The 15,307-nt window shown below is 62.1% G+C and carries 19 protein-coding genes; 13 read left to right on the top strand and 6 right to left on the bottom strand.

All coding sequences use genetic code 11. The annotated features are described in order from the left end of the window. Window positions 1-185 precede the first annotated feature (185 nt). From modA to M2497_RS15615, 6 genes are all read left to right on the top strand, one after another. Window positions 186-899, top strand: a complete 714-nt coding sequence (modA, locus tag M2497_RS15640; protein WP_248488211.1) for a molybdate ABC transporter substrate-binding protein — start codon at window positions 186-188, stop codon at window positions 897-899. Further along, on the top strand, window positions 900-1,580 hold the full coding sequence (gene modB, locus M2497_RS15635) for a molybdate ABC transporter permease subunit (protein WP_248481431.1): 681 nt from the start codon (window positions 900-902) through the stop codon (window positions 1,578-1,580). A 5-nt stretch (window positions 1,581-1,585) separates the two neighbouring features. Continuing rightward, window positions 1,586-2,665, top strand: coding sequence for a molybdenum ABC transporter ATP-binding protein (modC, locus tag M2497_RS15630; protein WP_248481430.1), 1,080 nt, complete (start codon window positions 1,586-1,588; stop codon window positions 2,663-2,665). A 78-nt stretch (window positions 2,666-2,743) separates the two neighbouring features. Next, window positions 2,744-3,781: a DNA topoisomerase IB gene (locus M2497_RS15625; RefSeq protein ID WP_248481429.1), complete on the top strand. Its 1,038-nt coding sequence runs from the start codon at window positions 2,744-2,746 to the stop codon at window positions 3,779-3,781. A gap of 124 nt (window positions 3,782-3,905) precedes the next feature. After that, window positions 3,906-5,528 carry an ABC-F family ATP-binding cassette domain-containing protein gene (locus tag M2497_RS15620; protein WP_248481428.1) on the top strand — a complete coding sequence of 541 codons (1,623 nt, stop codon included), beginning with the start codon at window positions 3,906-3,908 and terminating at the stop codon, window positions 5,526-5,528. Between the two features lie 69 nt (window positions 5,529-5,597). Beyond that, window positions 5,598-6,302, top strand: coding sequence for a YoaK family protein (locus M2497_RS15615; protein WP_248481427.1), 705 nt, complete (start codon window positions 5,598-5,600; stop codon window positions 6,300-6,302). A 145-nt stretch (window positions 6,303-6,447) separates the two neighbouring features. On the opposite strand, the gene M2497_RS15610 is transcribed toward M2497_RS15615, so the two are convergent. The 4 genes from M2497_RS15610 to M2497_RS15595 all read right to left on the bottom strand — a co-directional run bounded on the left by M2497_RS15610 (window position 6,448) and on the right by M2497_RS15595 (window position 8,268). Then, window positions 6,448-6,801, bottom strand: coding sequence for a hypothetical protein (locus M2497_RS15610; RefSeq protein ID WP_058427861.1), 354 nt, complete (start codon window positions 6,799-6,801; stop codon window positions 6,448-6,450). Between the two features lie 176 nt (window positions 6,802-6,977). Continuing rightward, window positions 6,978-7,289, bottom strand: coding sequence for an AzlD domain-containing protein (locus tag M2497_RS15605; RefSeq protein ID WP_071488226.1), 312 nt, complete (start codon window positions 7,287-7,289; stop codon window positions 6,978-6,980). Beyond that, window positions 7,286-7,981 (bottom strand): AzlC family ABC transporter permease, encoded by a 696-nt coding sequence (locus tag M2497_RS15600; protein WP_248481425.1) that lies wholly within the window; start codon window positions 7,979-7,981, stop codon window positions 7,286-7,288. The genes M2497_RS15605 and M2497_RS15600 overlap by 4 nt, the downstream gene beginning before the upstream one ends. A gap of 71 nt (window positions 7,982-8,052) precedes the next feature. Further along, window positions 8,053-8,268 (bottom strand): hypothetical protein, encoded by a 216-nt coding sequence (locus M2497_RS15595; protein ID WP_025856028.1) that lies wholly within the window; start codon window positions 8,266-8,268, stop codon window positions 8,053-8,055. Window positions 8,269-8,445: 177 nt separating this feature from the next. On the opposite strand from M2497_RS15595, the gene M2497_RS15590 reads away from it, so the two are divergent. From M2497_RS15590 to M2497_RS15565, 6 genes are all read left to right on the top strand, one after another. Continuing rightward, window positions 8,446-8,802, top strand: coding sequence for a metalloregulator ArsR/SmtB family transcription factor (locus M2497_RS15590; RefSeq protein ID WP_058427858.1), 357 nt, complete (start codon window positions 8,446-8,448; stop codon window positions 8,800-8,802). A gap of 19 nt (window positions 8,803-8,821) precedes the next feature. Continuing rightward, window positions 8,822-10,105, top strand: coding sequence for an arsenic transporter (locus tag M2497_RS15585; protein ID WP_248481423.1), 1,284 nt, complete (start codon window positions 8,822-8,824; stop codon window positions 10,103-10,105). A gap of 13 nt (window positions 10,106-10,118) precedes the next feature. After that, window positions 10,119-10,589, top strand: a complete 471-nt coding sequence (locus M2497_RS15580) for an arsenate reductase ArsC (RefSeq protein ID WP_248481422.1) — start codon at window positions 10,119-10,121, stop codon at window positions 10,587-10,589. 11 nt (window positions 10,590-10,600) lie between these two features. Beyond that, window positions 10,601-11,287 (top strand): arsenical resistance protein ArsH, encoded by a 687-nt coding sequence (gene arsH, locus M2497_RS15575; protein ID WP_248481421.1) that lies wholly within the window; start codon window positions 10,601-10,603, stop codon window positions 11,285-11,287. Window positions 11,288-11,337: 50 nt separating this feature from the next. After that, entirely contained in the window at window positions 11,338-12,129 is a 792-nt protein-coding gene (locus M2497_RS15570) for an AraC family transcriptional regulator (protein ID WP_248481420.1), read from the top strand. Between the two features lie 75 nt (window positions 12,130-12,204). Further along, window positions 12,205-12,816: a LysE family transporter gene (locus M2497_RS15565; protein WP_248481419.1), complete on the top strand. Its 612-nt coding sequence runs from the start codon at window positions 12,205-12,207 to the stop codon at window positions 12,814-12,816. Here the strand turns inward: M2497_RS15565 and M2497_RS15560 are convergent, their stop codons facing one another. After that, a complete protein-coding gene (locus M2497_RS15560; protein WP_248481418.1) occupies window positions 12,817-14,124 on the bottom strand; it encodes an MFS transporter in 1,308 nt (435 codons plus the stop codon). Between the two features lie 21 nt (window positions 14,125-14,145). Further along, on the bottom strand, window positions 14,146-14,412 hold the full coding sequence (locus tag M2497_RS15555; protein WP_248481416.1) for a metal-sensing transcriptional repressor: 267 nt from the start codon (window positions 14,410-14,412) through the stop codon (window positions 14,146-14,148). A 440-nt stretch (window positions 14,413-14,852) separates the two neighbouring features. Here M2497_RS15555 and M2497_RS15550 point away from each other — a divergent pair, with 440 nt between their 5' ends. Further along, the gene (locus M2497_RS15550; RefSeq protein ID WP_248481414.1) at window positions 14,853-15,146 is read left to right on the top strand and encodes a hypothetical protein; all 294 of its coding nucleotides are present in this window, start codon (window positions 14,853-14,855) and stop codon (window positions 15,144-15,146) included. Window positions 15,147-15,307 lie beyond the last annotated feature (161 nt).

The raw sequence follows: 15,307 nt of genomic DNA, 5'->3' as shown, positions 1-15,307 counted from the left end.
AGAGAAATCTCGGCGCATCGACGACGGCTTTTTTTCTGCTTGCCATTTATTCGCTATATACCTATACATACAGCGTTTTGCAGCCCTCCAGCACTTCTCCAACTACACAGGCATCGGAGCCGTATATGACTTTCAGCACCACCCCGCGTTTAGTATCGACCTGCCTGGCGACGTGGATCGCCCTGATGGCCACCGCCGCCCACGCCGATGAAGTCCAGGTGGCCGTGGCCGCCAACTTCACCGCGCCGATCCAGGCGATTGCCGCCGACTTCGAAAAAGACACCGGGCATAAGCTGGTCGCGGCCTACGGTGCTACCGGCCAGTTCTACACCCAGATCAAGAACGGCGCGCCATTCGAAGTGTTCCTGAGCGCCGACGACACCACCCCGCAGAAGCTGGAAAGCGAAGGCGACACCGTCAAGGGGTCGCGTTTCACCTACGCCGTCGGCACCTTGGCGCTGTGGTCGGCGAAGGACGGTTACGTCGACGCCAAAGGCGACGTGCTGAAGAAAAACCAGTTCAAGCACCTGTCGATTGCCAACCCGAAAGCCGCACCCTATGGCCTGGCCGCCACCCAGGTATTGGCCAGGGAAGGTCTGACCGACAAGGTCAAGGACAAGCTCGTCGAAGGCCAGAACATCACCCAGGCCTATCAGTTCGTGTCCACCGGCAACGCCGATCTGGGCTTCGTGGCCTTGTCGCAGATCTACAAAGACGGCAAAGTCACCAGCGGTTCGGCGTGGATCGTTCCGGCGTCCATGCACGACCCGATCAAACAGGACGCGGTGATCCTCAACAAGGGCAAAGACAGCGCCGCTGCCAAGGCACTGGTCGAATACCTCAAGGGGCCTAAAGCCGCTGCCGTCATCAAGTCCTATGGTTACGAGCTGGCCAAGTAAATGCCGTTATCGAGTGCCGATTTTTCCGCTATCTGGTTGACCATCAAACTGGCCTCACTGACCACCGTGATCCTGCTGGTCATCGGCACTCCGATTGCCTTGTGGCTGTCGCGCACCCGTTCCTGGTGGCGCGGCCCCATCGGCGCGGTCGTCGCCTTGCCGTTGGTGTTGCCACCCACGGTGATCGGTTTTTACCTGTTGTTGACCATGGGCCCCAATGGCTACTTCGGCCAGTTCACCCAATGGTTGGGCCTGGGCACCCTCACCTTCAGCTTCGCCGGGCTGGTGATTGGCTCGGTGATCTATTCCATGCCGTTTGTGGTGCAACCGTTGCAAAACGCCTTCTCCGCCATCGGCACACGCCCGCTGGAAGTGGCCGCGACCTTGCGCGCCAATCCTTGGGACACCTTCTTCACGGTGATTTTGCCCCTGGCCCGGCCCGGCTTTATCACCGCCTCGATCCTGGGCTTTGCGCACACCGTCGGCGAATTCGGCGTGGTGCTGATGATCGGCGGCAATATCCCGGACAAGACCCGCGTGGTCTCCGTGCAGATCTACGACCATGTGGAAGCCATGGAATACGCCCAGGCCCACTGGCTGGCCGGCTCCATGGTGGTGTTCGCGTTCCTGGTGTTGCTGGCGCTCTACTCCAGCCGTAAAACCAGGATGGGCTGGAGCTGATGTCGATGATCAATGTACGCCTTAACCTCAAGTACGCAGGTTTTGCCCTCGACGTGGACCTGCACCTGCCCGGCCGTGGCGTGACCGCGCTGTATGGGCATTCCGGTTCCGGCAAGACCACCTGCCTGCGTTGCATCGCCGGGCTGGAGCGCGCCGAAGACGGCTTCATCCAGATCAATGATGAAGTCTGGCAAGACAGTCGTAACGGGCTGTTCGTGCCGCCGCATAAGCGTGCGCTGGGCTACGTGTTTCAGGAGGCCAGCCTGTTCCCGCACCTGTCAGTGCGCGCCAACCTGGAGTTCGGCCTCAAGCGCATCCCGCGCCAACAGCGCCGGGTGGATATGGCCCAGGCCACTGAGTTGCTGGGCATCGGCCATCTGCTTGAGCGCCACCCCCAGCACCTCTCCGGCGGCGAGCGCCAGCGCATCGGTATCGCCCGCGCCTTGCTCACCAGCCCGAGCCTGCTGCTGATGGACGAGCCGCTGGCTGCCCTCGACAGCCAGCGCAAGGGTGAAATCCTGCCGTACCTCGAACGCCTGCACGATGAACTGGATATCCCGGTGCTGTACGTCAGCCATGCGCAGGATGAAGTGGCACGCCTGGCCGATCACATCGTACTGCTCAGCGACGGCAAGGCCCTGGCCAGCGGCCCCATCGGTGAAACGTTGGCGCGGCTCGACCTGCCCCTGGCGCGGGGTGATGATGCAGGTGTGGTCATCAACGGCACGGTCAGTGCCTACGACGACCACTACCAATTGCTCACCCTGCAACTGCCCGCCAGCGCCCTGCACATGCGCGTGGCCCACGCACCGCTGGCGTTGGGCAAGGCGCTGCGCATCAAGGTGCAGGCGCGGGACGTGAGCCTCAGCCTGCAAGCCGAGGAGCACAGCAGTATCCTCAACCGCCTGCCAGTCACCGTCACCCAGGAAATTGCCGCGGACAACAGCGCCCACGTGCTGGTGCGCTTGGACGCAGGAGGCACGCCGTTGCTGGCGCGCATCACGCGATTCTCCCGCGACCAGTTGCAACTGCACCCCGGCCAGGCGCTGTGGGCGCAGATCAAGGCGGTCGCCGTGCTGGCTTGAGCAATCTTTTGGCACGACCACACACGGCTGCGGTCAATCAGACATACCGGCCTGATGTGTTGCCAAGGAACCCGCCCCATGTCCGACTCTGCGCTGCCCCGCGACCTGCATTACGTTGACGACACCCAGCCCGGCATCCGTCGCAAGACGCTGCGGGGCAAGTTCCAGTACTTCGACCCCAAGGGCGAGCGCATCCGCGATGCCGACGAGATCAAGCGCCTGAATGCCCTCGCCGTACCGCCGGCCTACACCGATGTGTGGATCTGCGCCGACCCGCAAGGTCATCTGCAAGCCACTGGCCGCGATGCACGTGGGCGCAAGCAGTACCGCTATCACCCGCGTTGGCGTGAGGTGCGCGACAGCGACAAGTACTCGCGCCTGCAGGAATTCGGCAACGCCTTGCCGAAGCTGCGCAAACAGCTGGAAGCGCAAATCGCCGAACCCGGTTTTACCCGCGAAAAAGTATTGGCCACCGTGGTGATGCTGCTGGACGCCACCCTGATCCGGGTCGGCAATACCCAATATGCGCGGGACAACAAATCCTACGGGCTGACCACCCTGCGCACCCGCCATGTGGACGTCAAAGGCAGCGAGATCCAGTTCCAGTTTCGCGGCAAGAGCGGCGTCGAGCATCAGATCAGCGTCAAGGACCGGCGCCTGGCCACGGTGGTCAAGCGCTGTATGGAGCTGCCGGGACAGAACCTGTTCCAGTACCTGGACGAAGACGGTGAGCGGCACACCGTCAGTTCCCAGGACGTCAATGACTACCTGCATCGCCTGACCGGTGCGGACTTCACCGCCAAGGACTACCGCACCTGGGCCGGCACCGCCATGGCGCTGGCGGTGTTGCGCGAGCTGGAATGGCAGCCTGAGTCGGATGCCAAGCGGCATGTGGTGGCGATGGTCAAGGATGTCGCCAGGCAACTGGGCAACACCCCGGCGGTGTGCCGCAAGTGTTACATCCACCCCGCCGTGCTGGAGCATTTCAGCCTCGGTGAACTCTCCAAATTGCCCAAGCCGAGGCTGCGCAAAGGGCTCAAGGCCGAAGAAGTGGCGTTGGCGATGTTCCTTGAGCAACTGGCGGCGGACTTGCCGAAAAAAGCCAAGGCGGGTTAGGCTTTGCCTCCCTTCTGATACGCAGGACGACCGCCGACGTGAACCACTAAGCCTTCCAAAATGTATCTGCAACGAGCCGCCTGGCGCGCTTGTTGGCCTGTCCGACATTTTTTTGGAGGTGCTGATGACTGACGTCAACCGGCTGCCCGTGCTTGTTTCCCTGCAACACTTATCCTTCCAGTTCGCCAATGGCGACACGCTGCTGGATGACCTGAACCTGTCCATCGATTACACCCCCACCGGCATCGTGGGGCGCAATGGTCGAGGTAAAAGCGTACTCGCCAAATTGATCGCGGGGCTGCTGTCGCCCTCCTCCGGCTCGTTGAACTGCCCGAACAGCGTGATCTATGTCGCGCAGAACGTCGTGGTAGCACCAGGCGATACCGTCGCCGATCTTACCGGCACGGCTGCGATATTGACCGCCCTTGAGCGTATGGCCGCAGGCGCCGCACAGATCGATGACCTTGAATTGATTGATGATCGCTGGGACTTGGCCGAGCGCTTGCGTAGTCGCTTGGATGCCGCAGGGTTGTCGCGGCTTTCTGTTGATACCCCCACCCGTCAACTCAGCGGAGGCCAGTTGGCCAGGGTCGCCGTCATCGGCGCGCTGCTAGCCGCGCCACAGTTGCTGGTGCTCGATGAGCCCACCAACCACCTCGACAGCGATGGCCGCGCCTGGCTGCTGCGTGTCCTCGACGAATGGCGTGGCGGCCTGGTGGTGGTCAGCCATGATCGGCAATTACTCAACGCCATGGGGCGCATCATTGAACTGTCGCCGCTCGGCGTAAACGTATATGGCGGCAACTACGACGCCTATCGACAACAGCGCGAGGCTGAACAACACGCCGCCGTCGCCGCGCTGGAACACGCCCGCCTGGAACGCAGCCGCGAAAAACGGCGCCTGCAAAAAGACCACGACAACCTGCAACGCCATGCCGCCCGCTCACGCAAACATGCGGAAACGGCCAACATCGATCGCTTCACCAAAGCGCGCTGGAAAGGCGCTGCCACGCAGATCGTCAGCACGGTGTGCAGCGCGCATGAGCAACACAAACAGGCGCTGGATGCCCAGGTGCGCCAAGCCCATGCACGAGTCGAGGATGAAACGCCGACGCTGTTGGCATTACCTGCTTCAGCGGTGCCCAACGGCCGACAGGTGCTGTCGTTGATCGACGCGCAATTACCCTGGCTGCCGTCGACCTGCCTCAACGTGCACCTCGCCGGCCCGGTGCGGGTGGCTGTGCATGGGCCCAACGGTTGCGGCAAATCCACGCTGCTCAAAGTGTTGGCGGGAGAATGGCGTGCAGAACGCGGCGAATGCCACGTGCACGTACCCAGCGCCTACATCGATCAGCACATCGCGCTGCTCGACGACCATCGCTCCATCGTCGAACAACTTAACCTGTTGGACACACCGCTGGCGCAAGGCGAATTACGCACGCGCCTGGCCCTGCTGCAACTGGATGCCCTGCGCGTGAACCAACCCGCCGAGCAACTCAGCGGCGGCGAACGTTTGAAAGCCGCGATGGCGGTAGCCCTGTGGCGTGCAGTGCCGGCGCAATTGCTGTTGCTGGACGAGCCGACCAACCACTTGGACCTGGAGTCGGTGATGGCTTTTGAGCAGGCGCTGCAGTGTTTCACCGGGGCCATGCTGGTGGTGTCCCATGACGCAGCGTTTGTGCAGGCGATCAAACCGACACATTTCCTGGACTGGCAGCACACGGGCTGGACCCTGGACCCTGCCTGAGGTCATTGCATGCGCGCTGAAAGCGTCCTACCGTAGTGGCCGGATAATCTCACCGAGGAACCCGGTCCTATGCTGCCTTCGCCGCGCAAGCCCTCTGCCAATGCTGCACTGGCCCATCGACAGCGTTGGCGTGGCCGCGTCGGCCTGATGCTGGTGGCCAGCCTGTCGGTGCTGGCGGGCATGACCGATGCCATCGGCTTCATGGCGAGCGGCGACTTTGTGTCGTTCATGAGCGGGAACACCACGCGCCTGGCAGTGGCGATCAGCGCGGGTGACCTGGGCCTGACCGGGCGGCTGCTGTTGCTGGTGGCGACCTTTGTGGTGGGTAACGCGCTGGGCGTGGTGGTCAGCCGACTCAGCCGTCGCCATGCCCTGCCCTTACTGCTGTGTATTGCCGCCTTGCTGTGCGGCGGTGCACTGCTGCCCTTCGCCGACACCTTGCCCGCGCTGCTGGCGGCGATCATCGCAATGGGCATGCTCAATGCTGCGGTGGAAGAGGTCAACGGGCTGCCGGTGGGTCTGACTTACGTCACCGGCGCACTGTCACGCTTTGGCCGTGGGCTGGGGCGCTGGCTGCTCGGCGAGCGCCGCAATGGCTGGCGCGTGCAGTTGATCCCTTGGGCCGGGATGTTCGTGGGGGCAGTAATCGGTGCGCTGCTGGAGCAGCAACTGGGGCTCAAGGCGCTGATCGTCAGCGGTGGATTGGCGGGGTTGCTGGGGCTGGTATCGCTGAAGATCCCTCGGCGCTGGCACCTGGGTTTCATGCCGCGCTGAGGGCTAAAAAGGAGCTCGCCCGACGTTTAGGCCTCGACGTCCGTGTACTAGTAAAGAGCCATCATGTCGGGCGAGCGGGTGAATCATAAGCGAATGCCTTGCGGCTGTCGTGCCAGGCATTTCCTAAATCGACTAAGGCAACGGATTACAGGCAGGTCGCCAGTGCGGCCAAACGACGCTTGGCCGGCATATTGTCTTCGATGGCGTAGTACTTGATGGTGGAACCGCTGCCCGCGCTCTGCACATCGACAAAGTAATCGCCGGCGGTGGTGTACACCGTGAAGCCACCCGCGCCGATTGGCTCCTTGAAGCCGCCGGCGTCAACGCCGAACACACTTTCGTCCTGCCAGCCGAACTGTACGCACTCGGCAACGACCAGGGTGGCCTTGTCCGAAGCCAGGGTCTTGTAAGGCGTGCCTGCGCGCGCCTCTTTCATCTTCGAACCCGCGCAACCGGCCAGGGCCGCCAGTACCAGTGCGCCAATTACCACCTTGTGCATGCCATTGCTCCGTTGGAAAAAAACGCGACTGTACCATTGCCACTGGCCGGACTGATGGCCGCATGAACTTTGTTTCACTGTAAAGGGGCAAGGCGCGACCTATAGTGGTCACGCTCATTTTTAGAAGTCTCCCTTCGGCCCGCTCTCCCGCGGGCTTTTTTTCGTCCCGGTTGTGCTCAGAGCAGCCAGCGGAACAGATAGAACAACGCCATGCTCAGCAGCACCGTCATCAGCACATTGCGCGTCCAGAACATCAACGCCACGGCGCTGATACCCGCCAGCAGGTAAGGGTTGGCCGGGCTCAGGTTGAGCTGGTGGTCGGCCAGGAAAATGATCGGCCCGCAAATCGCCGTGAGCATGCCCGGCACCGCGAATCCCAAAAACTCGCGCGCGCCACGGTTAAGGCGCACCGGCAGGCGTGGCTCGATAAACAGGTAACGGTTGAGAAACACCACCAGGCCCATGGCCACAATCATGATGTAGATCATTGCTGCCCTACTCCCAGTCGCTTGCAGGCATACCCTGCGCTCATGCCCAGCAGGCCGGACACCACCACCGCCGACTCCCAATGCAGGAAGCTCAGCCACACCGAGAACAGCAATGACACGGCCACACAGACCACCGTGGGGATGTCACGCACCACCGGCGTAATCAACGCGATGAAAGTAGCGGCGATGGAGAATTCCAGGCCCAGTTGGTCGAGACCGGGAATGCTCTTGCCGAGCACGATGCCGGCCAGGGTGAACAGGTTCCAGGCGATGTAGAACGTCAGACCCACGCCCAAGGCATACCAGCGATTGAAGGTCTCGCGGTCATAGTGACTGACCAGCGCAAAGAATTCGTCGGTCAGCAGAAAGCCCAGGCTCATGCGCCAGCGAGTTTTAAGGGGAGAAAGGACCGGCCGCAAATGCATGCCATACAGCAAATGCTGGGAGGTCAGCAGCAAAGTGGTCAGCACGATGGAAATCAGGCTGGCGCCACTCTTGACCATGCCGATGGCAACCAGTTGCGCCGCACCGGCGAATACGATGGCAGAAAGGCCTTGGGCTTCCAACGGACTGAATTGCGCATCGATGGCCATGGAACCGGCCAACAGTCCCCAGGGCGCGCAGGCCAGGGACAAGGGAATGACGGCGATGGCGCCGCGAGCGAAGGCGTAATGAGGTAAGGCAGTAGGCATGGAAACGGCTCATCGACAGACAGTCGACAAGCATGCCAGCGCAACAGTGGGGTTGTCTTGAACGATCTTGCTCAGGCGAGCCGCACCGACACCTGCTCCACCGAATCACGCGCTTCGCGCAGTTCGTGGGCATCCTGGTTAAGTCGGTGAATGGTATTGAGCAGGCGCTGGCGCAGCACTTCATCGCCGAGTTTCTCGACGGCGCGCATCAGGTCGAACGCCGCGGTTTCGTTATTTTCCGCAACGGAATCCAGGGTCTTGCGCAGGTTGCGAGTGGCACGGGTCACGCGGGTTCTTCCTTCATCAGCAATGGGCAGGCACTTTAGGACATTCGTGTTTCATTTTAATTTCAAACACTTGTGGTGATTTTCGAGACATATGATCCAAGTCAATTGAAACGGGATTTGACCTACACATATGGAAATACGTATATTCGGATAACCATATATACGAAGGCCTTGACCATGTCGGACCTCATCTCGCCCCCCACCCTATTCAAATGTCTGGCCGATGCCACCCGGGCACGCCTGACGTTATTGATCCTGCGCGAAGGCGAACTTTGCGTGTGCGAACTGATCCATGCCTTGGACGACAGCCAGCCAAAAATCTCCCGGCACCTGGCGCAACTGCGCAGTTGCGGGTTGCTGCAGGACCGTCGTCAGGGTCAATGGATCTACTACCGCATCAATCCTGCGCTGCCCGAGTGGGTGACGCAGGTGCTGCACACCACCCTGCAAGCCAACCAGCCCTGGTTGCACAACGACGCACTGCGTCTGGATGCAATGGGCGACCGACCACAACGGGCCAGCAGCTGCTGCTGAGCCATCGGAGCGTTTATCCATGCTTGTCGCCATTGCGATTTTTATCTTCACCATTGTCCTGGTCATCTGGCAGCCCAAGGGCCTGGGCGTCGGCTGGAGCGCAACCTTGGGCGCGATCCTGGCCCTGGCCTTCGGCGTGATCAGCCTGGCTGACATTCCGGTGGTGTGGCACATCATCTGGAATGCCACCGGCACTTTTGTCGCGCTGATCATCATCAGCCTGCTGCTGGATGAGGCTGGTTTTTTCGCCTGGACCGCCTTGCATGTGGCGCGCTGGGGACGCGGGCGCGGACGGCGTTTGTTTGCCTACATGGTGCTGCTCGGCGCGCTGGTGTCGGCGCTGTTTGCCAATGACGGCGCGGCGCTGATCTTGACACCCATTGTGATGTCGATGCTGCTGGCCCTGCGCTTCTCCCCGGCGGCGACCCTGGCCTTTGTCATGGGCGCCGGATTTATCGCCGATACCGCGAGCCTGCCGCTGGTAGTGTCGAACCTGGTGAACATCGTCTCGGCCGACTACTTCAAGATCGGTTTCAACGAATACGCCGCCGTGATGGTGCCGGTGAACTTCGTCAGCGTCGCGGCCACCCTGGCGGTGCTGCTGTGGTTCTTCCGCCGCGATATTCCACAAACCTACGACCCGGCCGACCTGGAAGACCCTGCCAGCGCCATCCACGACCGCGCCACCTTCCGCGCCGGCTGGTGGGTGCTGGGTATCCTGTTGGTGGGGTGCTTTGCCCTGGAGCCGCTGGGCATTCCGATCAGTGCTATTTCCGCCGCCTGCGCCCTGCTGTTGCTGGTGATCGCCGCCAAGGGGCACAAGATTTCCACGCGCAAAGTGCTGAAGGAAGCACCGTGGCAGATCGTGATCTTTTCCCTGGGCATGTACCTGGTGGTCTACGGCCTGCGCAACGCCGGCCTCACCACTTACCTGGCGACCTGGCTCGATACGTTCGCCACCTACGGCGTGTGGGGCGCGGCCATGGGCACCGGTGTGCTGACGGCGTTGCTGTCGTCGGCGATGAACAACTTGCCGACCGTGTTGATCGGTGCGCTGTCCATCGAGTCCAGCCATGCCGTGGGCGTGGTCAAGGACGCGATGATCTACGCCAACGTGATCGGCAGCGACCTCGGCCCGAAGATCACCCCTATCGGCAGCCTGGCCACCTTGCTGTGGCTGCACATCCTGGCGCGCAAAGGCATCAGCATCACCTGGGGCTACTACTTCAAGGTCGGCATCGTGCTGACCCTGCCGGTGCTGTTGATCACCCTCGCCGCCCTCGCCCTGCGCCTGAGTTTCTAACGGAGATACCCCGATGAAAGTCCTGTTCATGTGTACCGCCAACAGCTGCCGCAGCATTTTGTCCGAAGCGATGTTCAACCACCTGGCGCCGGAAGGTTTCGAGGCGATCAGTTCGGGCAGCTTTCCCAAGGGCCAGGTGCTGCCACGCAGCTTGAGTACGTTGCAGGCGGCCGGCATCAGTACCGAAGGGCTGTACAGCAAGGGCAACGACGCCTTTGAAGGCAGCCCGCCGGATGTGGTGATTACCGTGTGCGACAAGGCCGCCGGTGAAGCCTGTCCGGTGTATTTCGGGCCGGCGGTGAAGGCGCACTGGGGGTTGGAAGACCCGTCGGACGTCCAGGGTGACGACGCCAGTGTGCAAGCGGCATTCGACGCCACGCTGAAGACCATCGCCACACGTTGCCGGGCGTTTTTCGTCCTGCCCTTCGACGAACTCAGCCCTGCCGACCTCAAGGCGGAACTTGCGCGTATTGCGCAGTTGTAATCGGAGGCCCTATGACCACCCTGCCCAACCTGGACCTGTCCCTGGTCGACTCAAAACTCGGCGGCGCGGACCAGCCGCCGCGCATCCTGCTGCTCTACGGCTCGACCCGCGAACGCTCGTTCAGCCGCCAGCTGGTGGAAGAAGCCGCACGCCTGTTGCAGCACTTCGGCGCACACACCCGCATCTTCAATCCCAGTGGCCTGCCGTTGCCCGATGACGCGCCCAGCGATCACCCCAAGGTGCAGGAACTGCTGGAACTGATGCAGTGGTCCGAAGGCCAGGTGTGGTGCTCGCCCGAGCGGCATGGCTCGATGTCGGCGGTGTTCAAGGCGCAACTGGACTGGGTGCCCTTGACCCTGGGCGCGGTGCGCCCGACTCAAGGCAAGACCCTGGCGGTGATGCAAGTGTCCGGCGGCTCCCAGTCCTTCAACACCGTCAACCAACTGCGGGTGCTGGGGCGCTGGATGCGCATGTTCACCATCCCCAACCAGTCCTCGGTGCCCAAGGCCTTCATGGAGTTCGATGAACAGGACCGCATGAAGCCCTCGGCGCTTTATGATCGGGTCGTCGATGTAATGGAGGAACTGGTGCGCTTCACCCTGCTGCTGCGCGACCGTCCGGACCTGGTGGACCGTTACTCGGAGCGCAAGGAAAGCGCCGATGAACTGGCGCGCCGGGTCAATCAACGGTCGATTTGATCCCCCCGGCCAGCGTATGCTCGTGCCTGTCCCCCGACTGAGTGAAATCGATGAGCGCCGTGCAACACGCCTGGCTGGGCAACTATGAAGTCAGTAGCACGGCCTGCAACGGGCTGACCTTTGCCCGCCATAGCCATGATGAATGTGTGATCGGCGTGAACCTGGTAGGCGAGGAAAAAGTCTGGCTGGATCGTCGCGAGTTCCACGCCGGCCCCGGTGCCATCACCTTGTACAATCCCGGCCAGATTCAAGGCGGCGGTGCGGCCGATGGTGCGCCCTGGCACTTTGTGAGCTTGTACGCCACGGCGGAACAATTGGCGGCGGACCTGGGGCTGGTGCACCTGGAATTTGACCGTGCTTTATGTGTTCAGCCCGAGCTTGCCCTGCGACTGGCCGCCGCGATCAAGGGAGCGCTAAGCGGTGACGCGCTGGTTCGCGACGTGAATGAAGACGCCTTGGTGCTGCTGTTGGGTGAAGTGGTGAACATCAGCGGGGTACGCCTGCCCGGCAGCGCCAATCCCGGCAAACCCCTGGTCAGCCGCGCCCAGGAATTGCTCGCCGAACACCTGCATCAACCCCTGACCCTGGACCACCTGGGCGGCGAACTGGGGCTGTCCAAATTCCACCTGCTGCGTGCCTTCCAGAAAGAAACCGGGCTGACGCCCCGGGAGTGGGCCATGCAGTTGCGTACCCGTCGCGCCAAAGGCCTGTTGCGCAAGGGCGTCCCCGCTGGCGAGGCGGCCCACGACCTGGGCTTCGCCGACCAGAGTCACCTGAACCGGCATTTCCGGGCGGCCTACGGCATCACCCCTGGCCACTACCAAAGCACCGTAAAACGCTGAACAGAGCAATCTGGTCCAAGACACCGCGCCTGCACATCCTCACACTGCCCCGCCTCACTTGAAGGAAATGCAGGCATGCTGACGATCTTTTTTTATGCACTGATATTCGGTTTTGTGTTTTGCCTCTCCCCCGGCGCCGTGCTCGCGGAGACCCTGCGCCGTGGCTTGCTGCATGGCTTTACACCAGCCCTGCTGGTGCAGTTCGGCTCACTGGTGGGCGATGCCGTGTGGGCAGTGATCGGCCTGACCGGGATCGCCCTGCTGATCCAGCATGACGCGGTGCGTGTGCCGTTGACGGTGGTGTGTGCGTTGTACCTGGCCTGGCTGGGCGTACGCAGCCTGGTCGATGCCTGGCACCTGCCACAACCGGACAGCGCGCCCGCCAGCACCCGGCAAAATGCCCTGGCGGTAGGCGCCGCAATTTCCCTGGCCAACCCGAAGAACATCGTCTACTGGGGCGCACTGGGCAGTGCGCTGTCGGGGATTGTCGGCACCACGCCCAGCCACGGGCAGACGCTGATGTTCTTTGCCGGGTTCATGCTCGCGTCGATCTTGTCATGCTTTCTGATTGCCGCTCTGGTGAACCTGTTGCGTCAGAACGCCTCGCCTATTTGGCAGCGCATCAGTTATGCCGCCTGTGGACTGGTGCTGATCTACCTGGCGCTGCTGGCCTGGCAAGGCCTCTGATCAGGCCGGCCAGCGGCGGTGCAGGTCGTCGATCACATACACGTGTCGGTGCACACCGGCTGCCGGGTGGACCAGGTGCGGGTGGCCGGCTGGCAGGTCAGGGTGCTCATGCAGCACCATCGCTTGCTCATGCTCCGGTCGCCACAGGCTGGCGCACGCGATCAATGCCAGGGTGGCCACAAAGGCCAGGCTGGCAAACGTCTGCGACATGCCGAAGTTGGCACCGAGCCAGCCGGCCAGCGGGTACGTCAGCAGCCAGCAGATGTGCGACAACGCAAATTGCGCGGCAAACAGCGCCGGCCGGTCCTCGGCATGGGCGGAGCGGCGCAGCAAGCGCCCGCCCGGGGTTTGCGCCAGGGAATAGCCCAGCCCCAGCACCCACCACAGCACCAGCAGTTGCCGGTAATCCGATAGATACACGCCTACACTGAGCCCCAGGATCAGCAGCCCACCGCCCGACAGCATGGCCACACGGTCGCTGAGACGCGCCAGCAACCTCGGCAACACCAGCGCCGCCATCATCGAACCGGCGCCGAACGCGGCCAGCGCAAATGCCGTGAAGCGTTGCGGCAAGGCAAACCCGGCTTGCACCAGCACCACGCTGTTGACGATGACCATCGCACTGGCCGCCGCCACCGCCAGGTTGAGTGCCAGCAGACCGCGCAGGCGCGGCGTTGCCAGGAATATCCGCAGGCCACGGGTGGTGCGGTCATAGATACCGCGCCGCAGCTTCACCTGGGCTTGCGGCAAAAGCACCGACGACACCAGCAAGGCCGAAACCAAAAAACCCATCGAGGTCCCGGCGAACAGGCTGTGGAAGCTGATGACGCTCAACAGCATCGCCGCCAGGATCGGGCTGGCCACACTTTCCAGGTCGTAGGCCAGACGCGCCAGGGACAGTGCCTTGGTGTACTGCGCCTCGTCGGGGAGGATGTCGGGGATGGTCGCCTGGAACGTCGGCGTGAACGCCGCCGACGCCGACTGCAGCACAAAAATCAGTAGATAGACCTGCCACACCTCGGTGACGAAGGGCAACGCCAGTGCGACCAGCGCGCGTGTCAGATCCAGGCCCACCAGCATCGCCCTGCGCGGCAAGCGCTCGGCAAAGGCGGCCGCCACCGGCGCAACCCCGATGTAGGCCAGCATCTTGATCGCCAACGCGGTCCCCAACACGGTGCCGGCCTGATCACCTGCCAGCTCGAACGCCAGCAGCCCCAGGGCGACGGTGGTCAAGCCGGTGCCGAGCAGGGCCATCACCTGGGCGAAAAACAGGCGACGGTAGGTTTTATCGCTGAGCACATCGAACATGGGCGCTCCCTGGCGTGCTGCCTATAGGTATTTTGTCAGTTGCTTGAGCTCAGCCAGCGAAGCCTGGCCATCCAGCGTCACACTGCCTTCGAGGCAATGGTCGATATGGTCCTGGATCAGCGTGCGCTTGGCCTGGCAGACCGCCTTCTCCACCGCGTGCAGTTGCTGGGCGATATCCACGCACGGGCGCTGCGCCTCGATCATGCTGGTGATGCTGCGCAAATGACCTTCGGCACGCTTGAGGCGTTTGACGATGGCTTCATGGGTTTGGTGGGCGTGTTCGCTCATTGAGAGGCTCCTTCGACGAAGCCTGATCGTATCCCCCCTGGGAGGATGCAGGCAAGCCCGTTCATCTCCATCGTCAAAACAATTAGCTCCCTGCTCACAACGCTGACTTAGTGCAAGTAACGATACAGCCGAAGCAGAACTGAAACAGGCCTTCTATCTGAACGAACTCTGAACTTGTAATGAATTAATACATTAAGCGTTGACATCCTGCATCGCCCTGAGTAGATTGCCCGTGCCTGCAACTGGGGCCTTTTTTAAACCTCACAAAAGAAGCCAATGGACACAGTATCTAGTCGCTGTCCGAGCACCGCCTTGGCGGGCATCGGGCGCCAAACCCAGAACATGACAGGACTCGCCTCCCCGGTCCGGTAAGCTGCGCTAGAGCTTGATGCTCCACCGTAACTGCCTCGCCGGTCGCCCGTCCGGTCCCGAGGTGTGTTATGACCTTGCTAACCCTTGCTTTGCCCGATGTACGCACACTCGCGGCCGCCCTGCGCGCCAAGCTGTGCCGCGAGCCCGTAGGTTTTTCGCCTACCCGCTCTGCCTTTGCTGCACCCTCCCCTCAAATGCGCCCGGCTCACCCGCTGGCGCATTGGCGTATCTGCCCTGACAGCGGCCAACTGGTCCAGCACTGGGATCACGCCGACCCTCAAGACCCACAGAGACCCAAGGTTTCCAGCCTGGCCCAGGCCAGCTTGATGCTCGGTCTGTATGTGAGCGCTCGCGCCGCCTGACCCGGCTGGAAACAGCAACTTCCTGATTATTGTTCTGGAGTTCTTTATGAACACGTCCAGTAGTAGCCCGCTGCGCGTTAGTTAATTAACGCGCTGTTAGCGGGCGCTGTAGAAGTTATGTGAACACCTTATTTAAACCGATCGCGAAGTTAGCGACTCGG

The sequence above is a fragment of the Pseudomonas sp. CYM-20-01 genome (assembly GCF_023169845.1).
Classification (GTDB): domain Bacteria; phylum Pseudomonadota; class Gammaproteobacteria; order Pseudomonadales; family Pseudomonadaceae; genus Aquipseudomonas; species Aquipseudomonas azotoformans.
This window is presented reverse-complemented; position numbering and strand designations above follow the sequence as displayed.